Annotated in this window: 13 protein-coding genes; 9 read left to right on the forward strand and 4 right to left on the reverse strand. The window is 74.0% G+C overall.

The features are described from left to right. Nucleotides 1-43 precede the first annotated feature (43 nt). The 4 genes from AB0P17_RS32490 to AB0P17_RS32505 form a co-directional block, all read right to left on the reverse strand. Nucleotides 44-1,918 carry a BTAD domain-containing putative transcriptional regulator gene (locus AB0P17_RS32490; RefSeq protein WP_365816562.1) on the reverse strand — a complete coding sequence of 625 codons (1,875 nt, stop codon included), beginning with the start codon at nucleotides 1,916-1,918 and terminating at the stop codon, nucleotides 44-46. 523 nt (nucleotides 1,919-2,441) lie between these two features. Beyond that, entirely contained in the window at nucleotides 2,442-3,251 is an 810-nt protein-coding gene (locus AB0P17_RS32495) for a DeoR/GlpR family DNA-binding transcription regulator (RefSeq protein ID WP_365816564.1), read from the reverse strand. Between the two features lie 49 nt (nucleotides 3,252-3,300). Continuing rightward, on the reverse strand, nucleotides 3,301-4,350 hold the full coding sequence (pdxA, locus tag AB0P17_RS32500; RefSeq protein ID WP_365816566.1) for a 4-hydroxythreonine-4-phosphate dehydrogenase PdxA: 1,050 nt from the start codon (nucleotides 4,348-4,350) through the stop codon (nucleotides 3,301-3,303). Further along, nucleotides 4,347-5,750: a four-carbon acid sugar kinase family protein gene (locus AB0P17_RS32505; RefSeq protein WP_365816568.1), complete on the reverse strand. Its 1,404-nt coding sequence runs from the start codon at nucleotides 5,748-5,750 to the stop codon at nucleotides 4,347-4,349. The genes pdxA and AB0P17_RS32505 overlap by 4 nt, the downstream gene beginning before the upstream one ends. A 240-nt stretch (nucleotides 5,751-5,990) precedes the next feature. Here AB0P17_RS32505 and AB0P17_RS32510 point away from each other — a divergent pair, with 240 nt between their 5' ends. The 9 genes from AB0P17_RS32510 to AB0P17_RS32550 all read left to right on the forward strand — a co-directional run bounded on the left by AB0P17_RS32510 (nucleotide 5,991) and on the right by AB0P17_RS32550 (nucleotide 15,883). Further along, nucleotides 5,991-7,589 (forward strand): ABC transporter substrate-binding protein, encoded by a 1,599-nt coding sequence (locus tag AB0P17_RS32510; RefSeq protein ID WP_365816569.1) that lies wholly within the window; start codon nucleotides 5,991-5,993, stop codon nucleotides 7,587-7,589. Between the two features lie 3 nt (nucleotides 7,590-7,592). Further along, nucleotides 7,593-8,522 (forward strand): ABC transporter permease, encoded by a 930-nt coding sequence (locus tag AB0P17_RS32515; RefSeq protein ID WP_365816571.1) that lies wholly within the window; start codon nucleotides 7,593-7,595, stop codon nucleotides 8,520-8,522. 3 nt (nucleotides 8,523-8,525) lie between these two features. After that, on the forward strand, nucleotides 8,526-9,506 hold the full coding sequence (locus AB0P17_RS32520) for an ABC transporter permease (RefSeq protein WP_365816573.1): 981 nt from the start codon (nucleotides 8,526-8,528) through the stop codon (nucleotides 9,504-9,506). Nucleotides 9,507-9,509: 3 nt separating this feature from the next. After that, nucleotides 9,510-10,394 (forward strand): ABC transporter ATP-binding protein, encoded by an 885-nt coding sequence (locus AB0P17_RS32525; protein WP_365816575.1) that lies wholly within the window; start codon nucleotides 9,510-9,512, stop codon nucleotides 10,392-10,394. After that, nucleotides 10,391-11,341, forward strand: coding sequence for an ABC transporter ATP-binding protein (locus AB0P17_RS32530; protein WP_365816577.1), 951 nt, complete (start codon nucleotides 10,391-10,393; stop codon nucleotides 11,339-11,341). The genes AB0P17_RS32525 and AB0P17_RS32530 overlap by 4 nt, the downstream gene beginning before the upstream one ends. Then, nucleotides 11,338-12,318, forward strand: a complete 981-nt coding sequence (locus AB0P17_RS32535; protein ID WP_365816579.1) for an aldo/keto reductase — start codon at nucleotides 11,338-11,340, stop codon at nucleotides 12,316-12,318. Before AB0P17_RS32530 ends, AB0P17_RS32535 begins: the two co-directional genes overlap by 4 nt. A 67-nt stretch (nucleotides 12,319-12,385) precedes the next feature. Then, nucleotides 12,386-13,180 (forward strand): aldolase/citrate lyase family protein, encoded by a 795-nt coding sequence (locus AB0P17_RS32540; RefSeq protein WP_365816581.1) that lies wholly within the window; start codon nucleotides 12,386-12,388, stop codon nucleotides 13,178-13,180. Then, nucleotides 13,180-14,427 (forward strand): exo-alpha-sialidase, encoded by a 1,248-nt coding sequence (locus tag AB0P17_RS32545; protein ID WP_365816583.1) that lies wholly within the window; start codon nucleotides 13,180-13,182, stop codon nucleotides 14,425-14,427. Before AB0P17_RS32540 ends, AB0P17_RS32545 begins: the two co-directional genes overlap by 1 nt. A 160-nt stretch (nucleotides 14,428-14,587) precedes the next feature. Further along, nucleotides 14,588-15,883 (forward strand): CAP domain-containing protein, encoded by a 1,296-nt coding sequence (locus AB0P17_RS32550; protein ID WP_365816585.1) that lies wholly within the window; start codon nucleotides 14,588-14,590, stop codon nucleotides 15,881-15,883. Nucleotides 15,884-15,945: the final 62 nt, after the last annotated feature.

Genomic DNA, 15,945 nt, shown 5'->3' on the forward strand with positions numbered 1-15,945 from the left:
CCCCGGAGGCCGGGTCGTCGGGGGGGGGACAGAGCGGCGCCGCTCAGTGGGGCACGGTCGCCGCCTCGCCGGTGTTCCGTTCGCGCGCCTGCCGACGCGCGTAGATTTTCAGCAGAAGATGGATGCGGTACGGGCCGGGCGGCCCTTCTTCGAGCAGCCCGGCGTCGGCGAGCCGCTCCAGCGCCTCCTCGGCCTCGGCCGAGTCACCGAGGGCGTGGGCCGGGACCAGCAGCCCCTCCTGGTCCCCGAGCCGGTGGAAGGCGTCCTGCCAGCGCGGCTCCAGACGGTGCAGGGCCCGCCCGAACACCTGCGGTACGGACATCCGCGGGTCGTCGGCGAGGGAGAGCCGGGCCGACGGGTCCTCGGCCAGCCAGCGGACGCAGTCCTCGACGCTCAGCCCGGGACGGGTCAGCAGCCGGGCCGCGGCGATCCGCAGGCTGAGCGGGAAGTGCCCGCAGACGTCGGCGAGTTCACCGGCCGCGGCCGGCTCGGCGGCCACCCGCTCGGCGCCGAGCGCGGCGGTGAGCAACTGCCGGGACTCGGCGGGGTCCAGGGTGGAGAGCCGGTGGACACTGCCGCCGTGGGTGGCCATCAGCCCGGCGAGTCCCCGTCTGCTGGTGACGATCACGGCGCCGCCCGGCACCGCGGGGAGCAGGGGGCGTACCTGGTCGGCGGTGGTGACGTCGTCGAGGACGAGCAGCACCCTGCCGTCGCCGGTCCCGGGCCGGGGCAGGTGTGCCATCGCCTCGTCGGCGGTGAGGGGGGCGCCGTCCGGGTGGGTCATGGCGACGACGAACACACCGCCGGGAAAGGCGTCCTGGGTGTCGTGGGCGCACTGCCGGGCCAGCGCCGTCTTGCCGATGCCCGGTGCTCCGGAGAGGACCACGAGGGCGGTGTCCGGGGAACACCCCGTCAGCCGGGCCGTGATGTCCGCCCGTTCGGCCGCCCGGCCCGTGAAGGACGGCACGGACGGTACGGGGAGCGCGGGCGGTACCGGCGGCGCGGGAAGCGCCCGGGCCCCGGGCGGTACGGGCCGGTCCGCGGCCGGTGCCCCATCCCCCCGCGGACGGCCTCCGGCGTCCGGTGCCGGGACCGTCGCCGGGACGGCCACCGGCGCCGCCGGCCGGCCGGGAGCGGCGATCTCCAGGGGCTGGGGGGCCTGGTCGAGGGCGAGCGACCCGAGGTCGTCCCCGCGCAGGATGGCGAGTTCGAGCCGCTGGAGCGAGGGCCCGGGGTCGATGCCCAGCTCCTCCTTGAGCCGGCCCTTCACGGCGCGGTACTCGGCCAGCGCCTCCGACTGCCGACCGGTGCGGTACAGCGCCTCGATGAGCTGCTCGGCGAAACGCTCCCGGCCCGGATGGCGCCGCGCGGCCTCCCACAGGTCGACCAGGACCTGGCGGCAGCGGCCCAGCGACAGCTCGATGTCACAGGCGCGTTCGAGGGTGCGCAGCCGCTCCTCGGTGAGCCCCGGCACCTCGTCGCGGTGGAGCATCAGGGAGGGCACGTTCGCCAGCAGGGGCCCCTGCCACAGGGGCAGGGCCTCCTTGAGCCGGTAGAGCTCTCCCTCCGCGTCCCCGGCGCCGTCCGCCGCCCGTACGAGCGTCCGGAAGCGCACCAGGTCCAGGGTGTCGCTGTCCACGTTCATCCGGTAGCCGCCGGGCACCGCCTCGATGACGTCGCCGGCGACCCCGTACTTCACGAAGATCCGCCGCAGCCTGAGCACGCAGCTCTGGAGCGCGGCCCTGGCCGTGGCCGGCTGGTCGTCGTCCCACAGGGCTCTCAGCAGATAGCCGGTGGACACGACGGTTCCGGGATGAATGAGCAGAGCCGCCAGCAGACTGGACGGCTTGGACGGTTTGAGCACAACAACGTCATGACCCTCGGCAATACTCAAAGGGCCTAAAAGCTGAAAACGCACGCGACCCCCGTTCCTCGGATCAGCACCCGGGTCCACGACGCATGAAAGTGCCGAAAGATGGGCACACCATGCCGCCGGGACACCCACAGAGAGAATTTCTTCGCTTCTTTCTGTGGTTCAGACCTCTGCCGGATCTCACGGATTTCCCACTCCCCCGTATCCGCATGTCCGAGCAGCCCAGCGCCCTCGAAACGGGCCTGCTCAACGGCGCGATACGTCCAAACGTGCCTAGAGGAATTGACTTCGCTTTACCAAAACATGAATAACGGCCGACACATCCTGGAGGATTCCAACAATGCCGGTGGCAAGATCTTGTCGGGCATCCTAGTAACTAGCCCAGGGAAAGTCGACCCTTCGTCACCCGCCCCGTTCGGCATTCCGTACGGACGCCCTTCCACAGCACACCACAACAGGAAAGAAGCACTTATTGAGTGTGAATACGATCCGCCCCCGCGAACACACACAAAAAGGGAGGTCCCGCGGCGCGTGCGCGCTCGGCGGGACCTCCTCGGGTGTCCGGTTTTCAGCCAGTCGGCCCCTGCCCCGGCGCCTCACCCGGCCCGGCCGCGGTCAGGACGACCGTGACACCGCGCGAGCGCAGCCCCTCGACGACGCGGGGGTCGGCCGCGCGGTCGGTGACGAGGGTCCAGTCCGGTCCGATCGGCGTCCAGGTGTGGAAGGGGCGGCGGCCCAGCTTCGCCGCGTGCGCCAGCACGTAGACGCGGTCCGCGCGCCGCGTCATCAGCTCCTTGAGCCGGGTCTGGCGCAGGTCGGCCTCGCAGATGCCGTGTTCGGGCGAGACACCGTCCGTGCCGAGGAACAGCCGGTCGAACGTGAGGCGTTCCAGGGCGGCTTCGGTCAGCGGCCCCACGAACCCCTGGCTGAGCGGGCGCAGTGTGCCGCCCAGACACTCGACGTGGACCGACTCGACGTCCGCCAGTTCCTGCAGCACCGTCAGACCGGTGGTGGCGACGGTGACGTCCTTCGCCGTACGCAGCTCGTGCGCGAGCGCCCCGACCGTGGAGCCCGCGTCGAGCAGCAGCGACTCGCCGGGGCGCACCTCGGCCGCCGCCCACCGCGCGATGGCCCGCTTGGCCTCGAACGCCTCGCCCGTGCGCTGCCGCAGCGACGCCTCGGGGTGGGCGGCCAGCGCCATGGCCCCGCCGTAGGTACGGGCGAGCCGGCCGTCGGCGGTGAGCTTCGCGAGGTCGCGGCGGATGGTGGACGCCGTCACGCCGAGGAGCCGTGACAGCTCCTCCACACTGGCGAGTCCGGTCGTGGTGGCGAGGTGGACGATGCGGTCGCGCCGCGCCGTCGATCCGATGGGGGCCATCACTCCTGTGTCCTCCGGTGCGGGGGCGCCCCGACGGGGCGGCCGGCGGTCAACGGGCCGGGGCGGTCGCCATCTCGGCGGCCTGGCGCAGCGCCTCGACCATGCTGCCCGCCTCGGCCCGGCCCGTACCCGCGATGTCGAAGGCGGTGCCGTGGTCGACGGAGGTACGGATGACGGGCAGTCCGACGGTCAGGTTGACGCCCGCCTCGATGCCCATGACCTTGACGGGGCCGTGGCCCTGGTCGTGGTACATGGCGACGATCAGGTCGTAGTCGCCGCGCGAGGCGAGGAAGAAGGCGGTGTCGGCGGGGAGCGGCCCGACGGCGTCGATGCCGTCGGCGCGCAGGACCTCGATCGCGGGGACGATCTTCTCCTCCTCCTCGCCGTAGCCGAACAGGCCGTTCTCCCCGGCGTGCGGGTTGATGCCGCACACCCCGATGACCGGTGCCGGGACACCGGCGCGCACCATCGCCTCGTGGCCGCGGCGCACGGTCCGTTCGACGAGGCCGGGCTCGATCCGGTGGACGGCGTCGATCAGCCCGATGTGCGTGGTGACGTGGATGACCTTCACCTTCGGTGTGGAGAGCATCATCGACACCTCCTCGACACCGGTGAGGTGGGCGAGGAGTTCGGTGTGTCCGGGGTAGAGGTGACCGCCCGCGTGCAGGGCCTCCTTGTTCAGCGGTGCGGTGCAGATGCCCTGCACAGCGCCGCGTACGGCGAGTTCGGCGGCGACGCGCACGTACTGGTAGGCCGCGTCGCCCGCGACGGCGGAGAGTTGGCCCCAGGGCAGGTCGGCGGGGAGCAGTCCGAGGTCGATGACGTTGATGCGGCCATCGGTGAACTCGGCCTGCTCCGGGGTCTCGACGGGGACGATCTCGCAGGTGAGGGCGAGGATGTCGGCGGCCTGGCGCAACCGGGCGGCGTCGCCGATGACGACGGGGCGGCAGCGGCGCACGGTGTCCGGGTGGAGCAGCGCGGGGACGATCACCTCGGGGCCGATGCCCGCGCCGTCGCCCATGGTGACCGCGATGATGGGAAGCGGCGGGCCGGCGCTGTCGGCCTGGTCCGCGGGGGCGGTCGTCGGGGCTGCGTTCACAGGAACTCTCCTTGCGGTACGGGTGACGGTACGGGTGGTTCGGTCGTCGGGAGACGGTCGCCCGGCCGCAGGGCGCGGGCGATGAGCAGCAGGGATCCGGCGTCCCCGTAGCTCCCGGGGCGGGTGACGACCGTACGGCCGTCGGAGGCGAGGGAGCGCACGGCGCCATGGTGGATCTCGCCGACCGGGACGAGGTGGTCGACGCCCAGGGCGTCCAGAACGCGGCGCGCCGTCTCTCCCCCGGTGAGGACGAGATCCGCGGTGCCGCACGCGGCGGCGACGGTACGGGCGAGACCGGCCACCACCTGGCGGGCGGCGCCGGGCCGGATGCCCTGGGCGGGGTCCACGCCGACGACGGTGACGGCGCCCGGGGCCACCGTGAGCGGCAGGCAGGCGCCGGGCGCGGCGAGCAGCTCCGCCGGAAGGGCGGTATGACGTGCCCCGGCGTCGACGAGTTGCGCGATCTGCGCAACGGCGCCGGGTTCTGCGGTGCCGACGACCACGAGCAGCGGACGGGCGGCCGTACGGGCGTGCTCCGCTGACGGGGCGTCCGGTGACGGCGTGCCAGGCGGGGTGTCCGGCGCCGGGCCCCCGCCGCGGGCGGGACGTGCCGGGGACGGGCCGTCGGCACCGGGGCCGTCCGCCGCGCCGAGGAGACGGCCGAGGGCGGCGGCGAGCCCGCCCGTCCCCAGCAGCCGTACGCCCGGTCCCAGCCGGAGCGCGGCGGCGGCGATGGCGTCCAGGTCCGCGTCGGTCTCCGCGTCGCACACCGGCCGGTGCCCGGCCCGGACGAGCGCGCGCAGCCGCTCCGTCAGCTCGGCGGCGGGGCCGCGTACGGCGGTCAGCGGGACCGGCGCCGTCCGCGGGTCGCCGAGCGCGGCGGCGACCGACGACGGCGCCGGCAGCGGTTCGGCGCGCCAGGCGTCCGTGGCGTGCAGCGGGGTGCCGCGCAGGTGGACGACGCCGTCGCGGACGGTGCGGCCGGCCACCGGCAGCGCGGGGGCGATGACGACCGCGGCGGCGCCCTCCGCGTAGGCGGCGGCCTCGGCGGCGAGGTTGCCGCGGAGCAGGGAGTCCGTCTTCTTGAACAGGACGGTGTCGTCGGCGACACCCCGCAGGGCCTCCCGTACGGCGGCGGCGGCCGAGGCGGCGTCGAGCTGCCGGGTGTCGAGGTCCCTCACCAGCGCCACGCCGGGGTCGGGTACCGCGGCGTGCCGGGCCCCCGGGGGGCCCAGCAGGATCCGGGCGGGGCGGCGCAGCGCAGCGGCCGTCTCGGCGGCGCCGGACAGGTCGTCCGCGAGGGCGAGCACCCGCCGTGCGCGGGGGCCGTCGCGCGGCTCGGGCTCACGGGGGTGCTCGGGCTCGCCGTGCGGCTCGGGTCCGGCCGGCTCAGGGGACACGGATACCTCCTCGGGCGACCCGGGGCGGGCTGCCTCGGTGCCCGATGATGGCACAGGTTGCGCGAAGTGCGCGAGACCTCTTGCGCAGAACACGCAATCGTGCCACCTTGTGCGGCGCGACACCTGTTGATGCGGAGCAGGCCGGACACCGTGCCGGCCGGACCGGCACCGACAGCTGGGCCCCGGTCGCTGGACAGGGCCCAGGAGCCGCTCGCATCCCGGAACCCGAGAAGGTCGACGATGACCCCTACTCCTCAGAGCGCTCCCCCCGACGCTCCCCCGCGTGCGGCGGTCGACCGCCGCACCCTGCTGCGCTGGGGCGCGGTCGGCGGCGCCGGCCTCGCCCTCGCCCCGCTGTCCGCCTGCGCGGGGCCCACCGGTGCCCCCGGCCCCGGCACGCTCACCCTCGGCCTGAACCGCTCGCTGGTGAGCCTCGACAACAAGCTCAACCAGTTCGACGCCGCGGTCACCGTCCAGCGCGCCGTGCGGCAGGCGCTCACCCGTATCGGCCCCGGCATGAAGCCGCGCCTCGTACTCGCCGACCGTTTCGAGATGACGGAGCCCACCGCCTGGACGGTGCGGCTGCGGGACGGCGTGTGCTACTCGGACGGGAGCCCCGTCACCGTCGAGGACGTCGCCACCGCCCTGAAGATGTACAGCAAGGTCAACGGCTCCTTCCTCCTCGGCCTCTTCCCCGAGCTGCCCACGGTGGAGAAGACCGGCGACCGCACCTTCCTGCTGCACACCGCCAAGCCCGTGCCGGTCCTCGACCGGCTCATGGCCAACATCCACATCACACCGTCCGCCGCCAACCGCCCCGAGGAGCTGCAGAGCGGCCTCGGCTCCGGTCCGTACCGTGTCCTCAAGGCGAACGGCGGCGCCGGGGAGTACACCCTCGGCCGCAATCCCAAGTACTGGGGACCGCGCCCGCGGATCGACACCGTACGGGTCAGGTTCGTCCCCGAGGAGTCCAGCCGGGTCGTCGCGCTGCGCAGCGGTGAGATCGACGTGGTCGACACCCTCACACCGGACTCGGCCGAGCAGCTCACCGGGCTCCCCGGCGTCCGGATCGAACAGGTCTCCGGCGTCCGGATGTGCCAGCTCTTCTACAACTTCCGCAAGCCGGAGGGGAGTCCGCTCGCCGACGCCCGGGTGCGCAAGGCGCTGACGTACGCGATCGACGGCCGGGCCCTCGTCGAGGACGTGCTGAACGGCTCGGCCGAGGAGGCCGGCGGGGTGGTCCCGCTCGCGCTCGAAGGCGCGGTGCGCACAGGCACGTACGCGTACGACCCCGACAGGGCTCGCTCCCTGCTCAGGTCGCTGGGCGCCACGGACCTGCGGATGAGGTTCATCTGGGAGTCGGGCGAGTTCGCGGCCGACGCCTCCGTCATGGAGGCGGTCGCGGACATGCTGAAGTCGGTCGGCGTCCGCGTCTCCCTCCAGCAGTTCGAGCCGGGCGGCGACATCCTGACCTGGCGCCAGGGCAAGGCCGGTGACTGGGACGTCATCGGCAACGGCTACGGCAGCCCCACCGGCCAGGCGCTCACGATGCTCCAGGGCATGTACGGCGGCACCGTCGAAAAGGACCGCACCGGCGACGCCTTCATGGGATACATCGTCCCCTCCGTCGAGAAACAGCTCACCGCCGCCTCCACCCAGGTGGACGACGCCGAGCGCAACCGGCAGCTCGCGGTCGTCCAGAAGGCCGTCTGGGAGACATGGCCCAGCCTCTGGGCCTTCGCCCCGAAGACCCTGCTGGCCCGCAGGGCCCGGGTCCGCGGCCTGTCGCTGCTGCCGATCAACTCCTACGACCTGTCCGCCGTACGGCTGGAGGGCTGAGCCGTGCCGAAGTATCTCGCCCGACGGCTCGGCCAGAGCGTGCTGACCGTCTTCCTCACTCTCACCACCGTCTTCCTGCTGGTCCGGATGGCGCCCGGCGACCCCGCCGCGGCCTACGCCGCTCCCAACGCGACCACCGCCGATCTCGCGAGGATCCGCGCGCAGTTCGGCCTCGACCAGCCGCTGTTCACGCAGTACGGCATCTTCCTGCGCGACCTGTTCACCGGTGACCTGGGCACCAGCTACTCCTTCCACGCCCCGGCCCTCGACGTGGTCCTGGAGCGGATGCCGTACACCATCACCCTCGCCGTCTCCGCGATCACGGTCACCGCCGTGGTGGCCGTGCCGCTCGGGGTGTGGATGGCGCGCCGCGCCGACTCCAAGCGCGAGCTGGGCGCCAACGTCCTGACCATCACCGGTCAGTCCATGCCGGACTTCTGGACCGGTGTGATGCTGCTGACCGTCTTCGCGGTGCTGCTGCCCGTGCTGCCCGCCTCCGGGTTCACCTCCTGGAGCGGTCTGGTGCTGCCGACGGTCACCGTCGCCATCCTGCAACTGGCCCTGATCTCACGGCTGGTACGGCGCGAGATGACCACGGCCCTGAACTCCCCGTACATCACGGTCGCCCGCTCCCGCGGCTTCTCCGAGTCCGTCCTCACCTGGCGCTACGCCCTGGCCAACTCGGGGGTGCCGCTGCTCACCGCCCTCGGCACCCGCTTCGCGGCGCTGCTCAACGGCGTCGTCGTGGTCGAGGTGGTCTTCGGCTGGCCCGGCGTCGGCTCGCTCGTGGTGCGGGCCCTGGAGACCAGGGACTATCCGCTGATCCAAGCCACCGTCCTGGTCACCGCGGTCCTCGCGATCCTCGTCCAACTCCTCGTCGACCTCGCCTACCCGCTGCTCGACCCGCGGGTGCGCCTCGGAAAGGCGGCCTGAGACATGACCACCGCCCCGCGTACCGCCGCCGCCTCACCCTCCGGCACCGCCGTCGGTGCCCGGCCCAGCGCGGTCACCGCCCGCGATCTCGCCCGTGCCACCGCCACCCGGCAGCGGCGCGGCGCCCGGTTCAAGCTGTGGGCGGGCGCGGTCTGCACCGCGCTCGTCGTCCTGCCCGTCGCGCTGGCCGCGCTGCTGCCCCTGCCGGGCGCCGACGCGCAGGACCTGTCCCGGCGCCGGCTGCCCCCGCTCAGCGACGGCCATCTCTTCGGCACCGACCAGCTCGGCCGTGACCTGCTCTCCCGGATCCTGCACGGCGGCCAGGTGTCGCTGACCGTCGGCATCCTCGCCGTCCTCGTCTCCGGGGTGATCGGGGTGGCGGCCGGCGCGGCGGCCGGGTTCTTCGGCGGCTGGGTCGACACGGTCGTCTCCCGGTTGCTGGAGGCCCAGCTCGCGCTGCCCCTGCTGATGATGCTGCTCCTCGTGGTGGCCCTCTTCGGCCCCTCCGTCACCGTCATCACCTGTGTCATCGCGGTCGCCCAGTGGCCGGAGGTCGCGCGGCTCACCCGCTCGCTCGTCCTCGTGGAGCGGGAGAAACCGTACGTCGCCGCCGCCCGGGTGCTGGGGCTGCGCGGCTGGTCGGTGCTCGGCCGCCATGTCATCCCCAACGTCATCCGCCCGGCCAGCCTGGTCGTCCTGCTGCTGCTCGCCCAGGCCGTGCTGCTGGAGAGCGCGCTGAGCTTCCTGGGGGCGGGCCCGCAGCGGCCGTTCGCGACCTGGGGCCGGATCATCTCCGACGGCCAGGACTACATCACCAGCTCCTGGTGGCTGGTCACCCTGCCGGGCCTGGTCATCGCCCTGCTGGTGGTCGGCGTCAACCTGATCGGCGACGGTCTGCGCGACCGTACGCGGGCGGTCAAGGCGCCCCGTGGCGCGCGGGTGCCGCGCGGGTCACGCCTGGCGCGCGCCAAGAAGGGAGCCTGAGCCATGCCGGAGAACGCGAACGCGCCGGAGAACACATCGGGCGGCACGGCCGCCCCGCTGCTGGAGGTCGAGAACCTCCAGGTGGAACTGATCACCGCGCACGGAGTGGTCCGCGCCGTCGACGGGGTGAGCTTCACCGTCGGACGGGGCGAGACCGTCACCCTGATCGGTGAATCCGGTTCGGGCAAGTCGACCACCGCCATGGGGGTACTGCGGCTGCTGCCCGAAGGGCTCGCCGTACTGTCCGGCGGCGCCCGGATCGGCGGGCGGGACGTCCTCGCCGACCCGGCGGCGGCCCGCGCGGTGCGCGGACGTACCGTCTCGCTGATCCCGCAGGACCCGATGACGGCGCTCAGCCCCGTCCACACGATCGGCCGCCAGCTCGGCGACGCGCTGCGGCTGCGCCACCCCGCGCTGTCCCGCGCGGAGGTCAGGGAGAGAGGGACGGAGCTGCTGGCGCAGGTCCGCATCCCGCGTCCCGAGACCCGCTGGAAGGCGTATCCGCACCAGTTCTCCGGCGGCATGCTGCAGCGCATGCTGATCGCGGTCGCGCTCGCCGGTGAGCCGGAGCTGCTGATCGCGGACGAGCCGACCTCCGCGCTCGACGCCACCGTGCAGGCGGGCGTCCTCGATCTGCTGATGGAGCTACAGGAACAGGAGTCCCTCGGGATGCTGATGATCACGCATGATCTGGGGGTGGCCCGGGTCGTCTCCGACCGTATCCATGTCATGAAGGAGGGCAGATTCGTGGAATCGGGTTCCGCCGCGCGCATCGTGGACGAGCCGTCCGAGCCGTACACCCGCGCCCTGCTCGCCGCCGTGCCCCGGCTCGGCACCTGGGACGAGGACGCGCCGTCCGGCACCGCGCGGCAGGGGGCGACGGCATGAGCGCCCCCGCGAACGGCGCGGGAGCCGGCTCCGCAGCCGGGACAGCGGCCGCCTCGCCCCTGCTGAGCGTCGAGGACCTGGTCGTCGAGTATCCGACCGCGAACGGCACGCTGCGCGCCGTCGACGGGGTGAGCCTCACCCTGGAGCGCGGCGGATCGCTGGCCGTCGTCGGCGAGTCGGGCTGCGGCAAGTCGACGCTCGCCCGGGCACTCGTACGGCTCCTGAAGCCCGCGTCGGGCCGGATCGTGCTGGACGGCACGGACATCGCGGCGCTGCCGGAGCGGCGGCTGCGCCCGCTGCGGCGGCGGGTGCAGATGGTCTTCCAGGATCCGTACGGTTCGCTCGACCCGCATCTGACGGCCGAGCAGATCGTGGCGGAGCCGCTGCGCCTCTCCGGCGTCGGCGACCCGGCCGAGCGCGCCCGGCGCGCGGCCGAGCTGATCGACCGGGTGGGCCTGCCCGCCACCGCGCTGCACCGCCGGCCTCCGGAGTTCTCCGGCGGGCAGCGCCAGCGCATCGGCATCGCCCGCGCGCTCGCCTCCCGGCCCGACCTGCTGGTGTGCGACGAGGCGACCTCCGCCCTCGACGTCTCCGTCCAGGCCCAGGTGCTGGAGCTGCTGCGGGAGCTGCAGAGCGAGACGGGCATCGCCTATCTCGTCATCGCCCACAACCTCGGCGTGGTCCGGGAGATCAGCACCGACGTCGTGGTGATGAACGCCGGCCGCGTCGTCGAGCGCGGTCCGACCGCCGAGGTCCTCGCCTCCCCTGCCGAGCCGTACACCCGGGCACTGCGCCGGGCCGCCCTCGACCCCACCACCGTCCGGGGCCTCAAGCCCCGGCACGTCCTCAACCCCGCGCTCCGCGCGGACCCGCCCCTCGCCGCCGCGGCACCCGCCACCGGCGCCGTCGCGGCACCCACCACCGCACCGGAAGGCAACCGCTCGTGACCACCGGCATCGACCTGCCGCAGCTCCCCCGCCCCCTGTCGAGGCTCGTGCTCGGCACGATGACCTTCGGCGACACCGTCGACCGGGCGGGCGCCGCCGAGATGCTCGACACCGCGCTGGACGCCGGTGTCACCGGCGTCGACACGGCGAACGGCTACGCGGGCGGTGAGAGCGAGCGCATCCTCGCCGAGCTGCTGCCGGGCCGTCGCGACCGGATCGTCCTGGCGACCAAGGCCGGTATCCCCCACCCCGACCAGGACGGGCACGCCCCGCTCTCGGCCGCCGGGATGCGCGCCGCGCTGGCCGGCAGCCTGGAGCGGCTGGGCACCGACCACGTCGACCTGTTCTACCTCCACCAGCCCGACCGGGCCACGCCGATCGCCGAAACCCTCACCGCCGTCGCGGAGTTCGTCGCCGAGGGCAAGATCCTCGCCCTCGGCGTCTCGAACCACTCGGCCTGGCAGATCGCCGAACTCGTCCGCACCGCCGACGAGGTGGGGGCGCCGCGCCCCGTCGTCGCCCAGCAGCTCCACAATCTGCTGGCACGCCGCCTGGAGGAGGAGTACGTCGAGTACGCGGCCGTCACGGGGCTGCGCACCATGGTCTACAACCCGCTCGGCGGCGGCCTGCTGACGGGCCGTCACACCTTCACCCGGACACCGGACTCCGGCCGGTTCGGGGACTCCCGGCTGGCCGCGATGTACCGGGAGCGCTACTGGGACGAGCGGCTCTTCGCCGCCGTGGAGCAGCTCACCCGGATCGCCTCCGAGGCGGGCATCCCCCTCACCGAACTGGCGCTGCGCTGGCTGCTGGACCGGCCCTCGACCGACGCGCTGCTGCTCGGCGGCTCCCGCACCGAGCACCTGCGGGCCAACATCGCCGCCGCGCAGGCCGGTCCGCTGCCCGCCGACGTGACCACCGCCTGCGACGAGGTCGGCGCCGCGCTGCGCGGCCCGATGCCCGCGTACCACCGCTGACCGCCCCGGCCCCGGGCCACCGCGCACCCCACCCCGTACGCCCCCTCGCTCTCAAGGAGCCCTCACCATGACCCGCGACACGTCCGGTACGCCCGCCGCCTTCGCCACCGCGCTGCGCGCCCGCGAGCAGCTCGTCGGCTACTGGTCCGTCCTCGACTCCCCGGTCTCCACCGAGCGCGTCGCGCGCCTCGGCTACGACTACGTGGCGCTCGACGCGCAGCACGGTCTGATCGAGTACAAGGGCCTGCTCACGTCGCTGACCGCCATCGACACCAAGGGGTCCACCGCCGTCGGCCTGGTCCGGGTCGTGGCCAACGACCCGGCGCCGATCGGCCAGGCGCTCGACGCGGGCGCGGCCGGCGTGATCGTGCCGCTCGTCGACACCGCCCAGGACGCCGCCGACGCGGTGGCCGCCGTACGCTACCCGCCGCTCGGCCGGCGCTCGTACGGCCCGATGCGCTCGGCCCTGCGCATCGGCCCCAACCCGGCCGAGGCACACGAGCAGACCGTCGTCCTCGCCATGATCGAGACGGCGCAGGGGCTGGCCAACGTCGAGGAGATCTGCGCCACGGAAGGGCTCGACGGCATCTATGTCGGCCCGTCCGACCTGCGGATCGCCATCGGCGGCGCCACCTCGACCGACCCGGCGGTGGCCGACCGGTTCGAGGCGGCGCTGGTCACCGTGCGGGAGGCCGCCGCGGCGGCCGGCATCGCCGCGGGCATCCACAACGCGGACGGGGCGAGCGCGGCCAGGCGGCTGGCCGAGGGGTTCACCTTCGCGACCGTCTCCAGCGATCTGACCCACCTCGAACAGATCGCCGGCCGTCACCTGGCGGACGCCCGCCAGGACCGGGACGCCTGATGGCCGCCGGAACCGAGCAGGCCACCGCGCCGGGCCCCGGGGAGGAGGGCGCCACGGACGGTGTGCTGCGCCCGCACCCCGCCGAACAGGGCCGCGCCGAGGCCCGGCTGACCGCCCCCGCCGTACAGAACCACGCCGCGAACCTGATGGTGCTGCCCGGCGGCGACCTCGGATGCGTCTGGTTCGCCGGTACGCAGGAGGGCGTCGCCGACATCTCCGTCTGGTTCGCCCGGCTCGCCCCGGACGGCGCGGCGTGGTCCGAACCGGTCCGGCTCTCCGGCGACACCGGCCGCTCCGAGCAGAACCCGGTCCTCTTCCCGGCCCCCTCGGGCGACCTGTGGCTGCTGCACACCGCGCAGCGCGCGGGCCACCAGGACACCGCGGAGGTACGGCTGCGGGTGAGCCGGGACGCCGGGGCGACCTGGGGCGCGTCCCGGGTGCTGTTCCCGGCGACGGAGGAGGGCGGTGTCTTCGTACGCCAGCCGGTGACCGTACTGCCGTCGGGGCGCTGGCTGCTGCCGGTGTTCCGGTGCCTGACGACTCCGGGCGAGCGCTGGTCGGGCGGCCGGGACACCAGTTCCGTGATGGTCAGTGACGACGCCGGGGAGAGCTGGTCGGAGCGGCCGGTGCCCGCCTCCACCGGGCTGGTGCACATGAACGTCCATCCGCTGCCGGACGGTTCGCTGGTCGCGCTGTTCCGCAGCCGCCGGGCGGACGCCGTCCACCGCTGTGTGTCGGTGGACGACGGGGAGACCTGGAGCGCGCCCGAGCCGGTGGCCGCGCCCAACAACAACTCGTCGATCCAGTTCGTGCCGCTGGGCGACGGCCGGCTCGCGCTGGTCCACAACCCCAGCAGCGCCGCCGACGCCACCGAGCGCCGGGAGTCGCTCTACGACGAGATCGACGACGAGGGGGTGAGCGACACGCCCCCGGCGGGCGGCGGTGCCGCGCCACCGGCCGGTACCCCCGACGGCGGCGCGGCCTTCTGGGGCGCCCCGCGCGCCCCGCTGACCCTGGCCGTGTCGTCGGACGGCGGCCTGACCTGGCCCGTACGGCACGACCTGGCGACCGGTGACGGCTACTGCCTGACCAACAACTCCCGGGACGGGCTCAACCGCGAGCTGTCCTATCCGTCGGTCGCGCGGTCCGCGGACGGAACGCTGCACGTGGCGTTCACCCGGCACCGCCGCTCGATCCAGTACGTCCGGCTGACGCCGGAGTGGACCGAGGCGCACCTGTCCGGCTGACGGAGGCGGACGTCGCCGCGGGGAGTACCGGACGACGCTCCGAGGACGTCGGCTACGGGGGGAACCGGACGGCTCCGTCCGGACGTTCACGCAACGACGTCACGCCGGACCGTCAGGGCCGGTGTGGCCGGTGTGGCCCTCGATCGGACAGGCGGTACCCATGAGCGAGTTGACGGCCGGCGGGAATCTGGCCCTGCCGGAGGCGGAGCTGTCGATCCGGGTGCCGGGCCCCTTCGATCTGGCCGTCCTCATCACCGGGGAGAGCGGAAAGGTCGCGGGCGACGGCGACTTCGTCTTCTACAACCAGCCGTCCGCGCCGGGCGCCCGGTTGCTGCCGGACGGCGGGCTCAGCGTCGACCCGCGCGGACTGCGGGCGGGCGCGAGCCGGCTCACGGTGGTCGTGGGCGCCGCCGATCCGGCCACGCCGCTCGCCGCGCTGCCCGTCCCGGCGATGACCGTGACCGGACGGGGCCCCGGCGTCCTCGCCCGGTTCACGCCCGCGCGCCCGACGCACGAAACGGTGCTGCTGCTGGCGGAGATCTACCGGCGTGGCACCGGCTGGAAGCTGCGCGCGCTCGGGCAGGGGTACGCGGACGGCCTGGCCGGGATCGCCCGCGACTTCGGCGTGGACGTCGCGGAGGAACCGGCGCCGACCGCACCCGCCGCGCCCGGCGCCGGGGACGGGTTCGACGCGCTCGTCCGGGCCCGGCGGCAGGCGGCGGGGCTGCCGCCGCTCACGGTGGACGCCCGGCTCACGGCGGCGGCGCGGGCTCACGCGGCGGCGATGGCCCATCGGGGGCGGCTCGACGCGGAGGGCGCCGACGGGGTCTCGGTCTTCCAGCGTGTCACGGCGGGCGGCTACCGCTATCTGCGGCTCGAACAGCATCTCGTCTCCGGGCCCCGGACCGATGCCGAGTTCGTGGAGTACTGCCTGGCCGACGGAGTCAGGAGCGCGCCGCTGTACGACGCGGACCTCACCGACGCGGCCCTCGGCCGCGCCACGGACGCGGGCTCCGGCGAGACGTACTGGACGGCGCTGTGGGCGCGGCCCTTCACCGCGCGGGGCCTGACGGCGACCGCCGCCGAGGTCCGCTCCCTCACCAACGCGGAACGCGCCGCGCACGGGCTCGGGCCGCTCGCCGACGACCCGTGTCTGACGACGGCCGCGCAGGCGTTCAGCACCGACATGGCGGCCCGCGCCTTCTACTCCCACACCTCACCGGAGGGCCTGCAGCCCTGGGACCGCGCCGCCGCGGCGGGGGCACGGCACCGGGGCATCGCGGAGAACATCGCGTGCGGCCAGCGGAGCCCGCGCGAGGTGGTCCAGGGCTGGATGGACAGCCCCGGCCACCGGGCGAACATCCTGACCCCGGGCTACACCCACCTCGGGGTCGGCTTCGCGGACGGCGGCCCGGCCGGTACGTACTGGACCCAGCTCTTCGGCGGGCCCGGCTAGGCCGTGTTTTAGGAAGCGCGGGCGGCCAGCCATTTGGTGAGGTCGCCCGCGCTTCCTAAAAC

Source organism: Streptomyces sp. NPDC088124 (assembly GCF_040685895.1).
Lineage (GTDB): Bacteria > Actinomycetota > Actinomycetes > Streptomycetales > Streptomycetaceae > Streptomyces.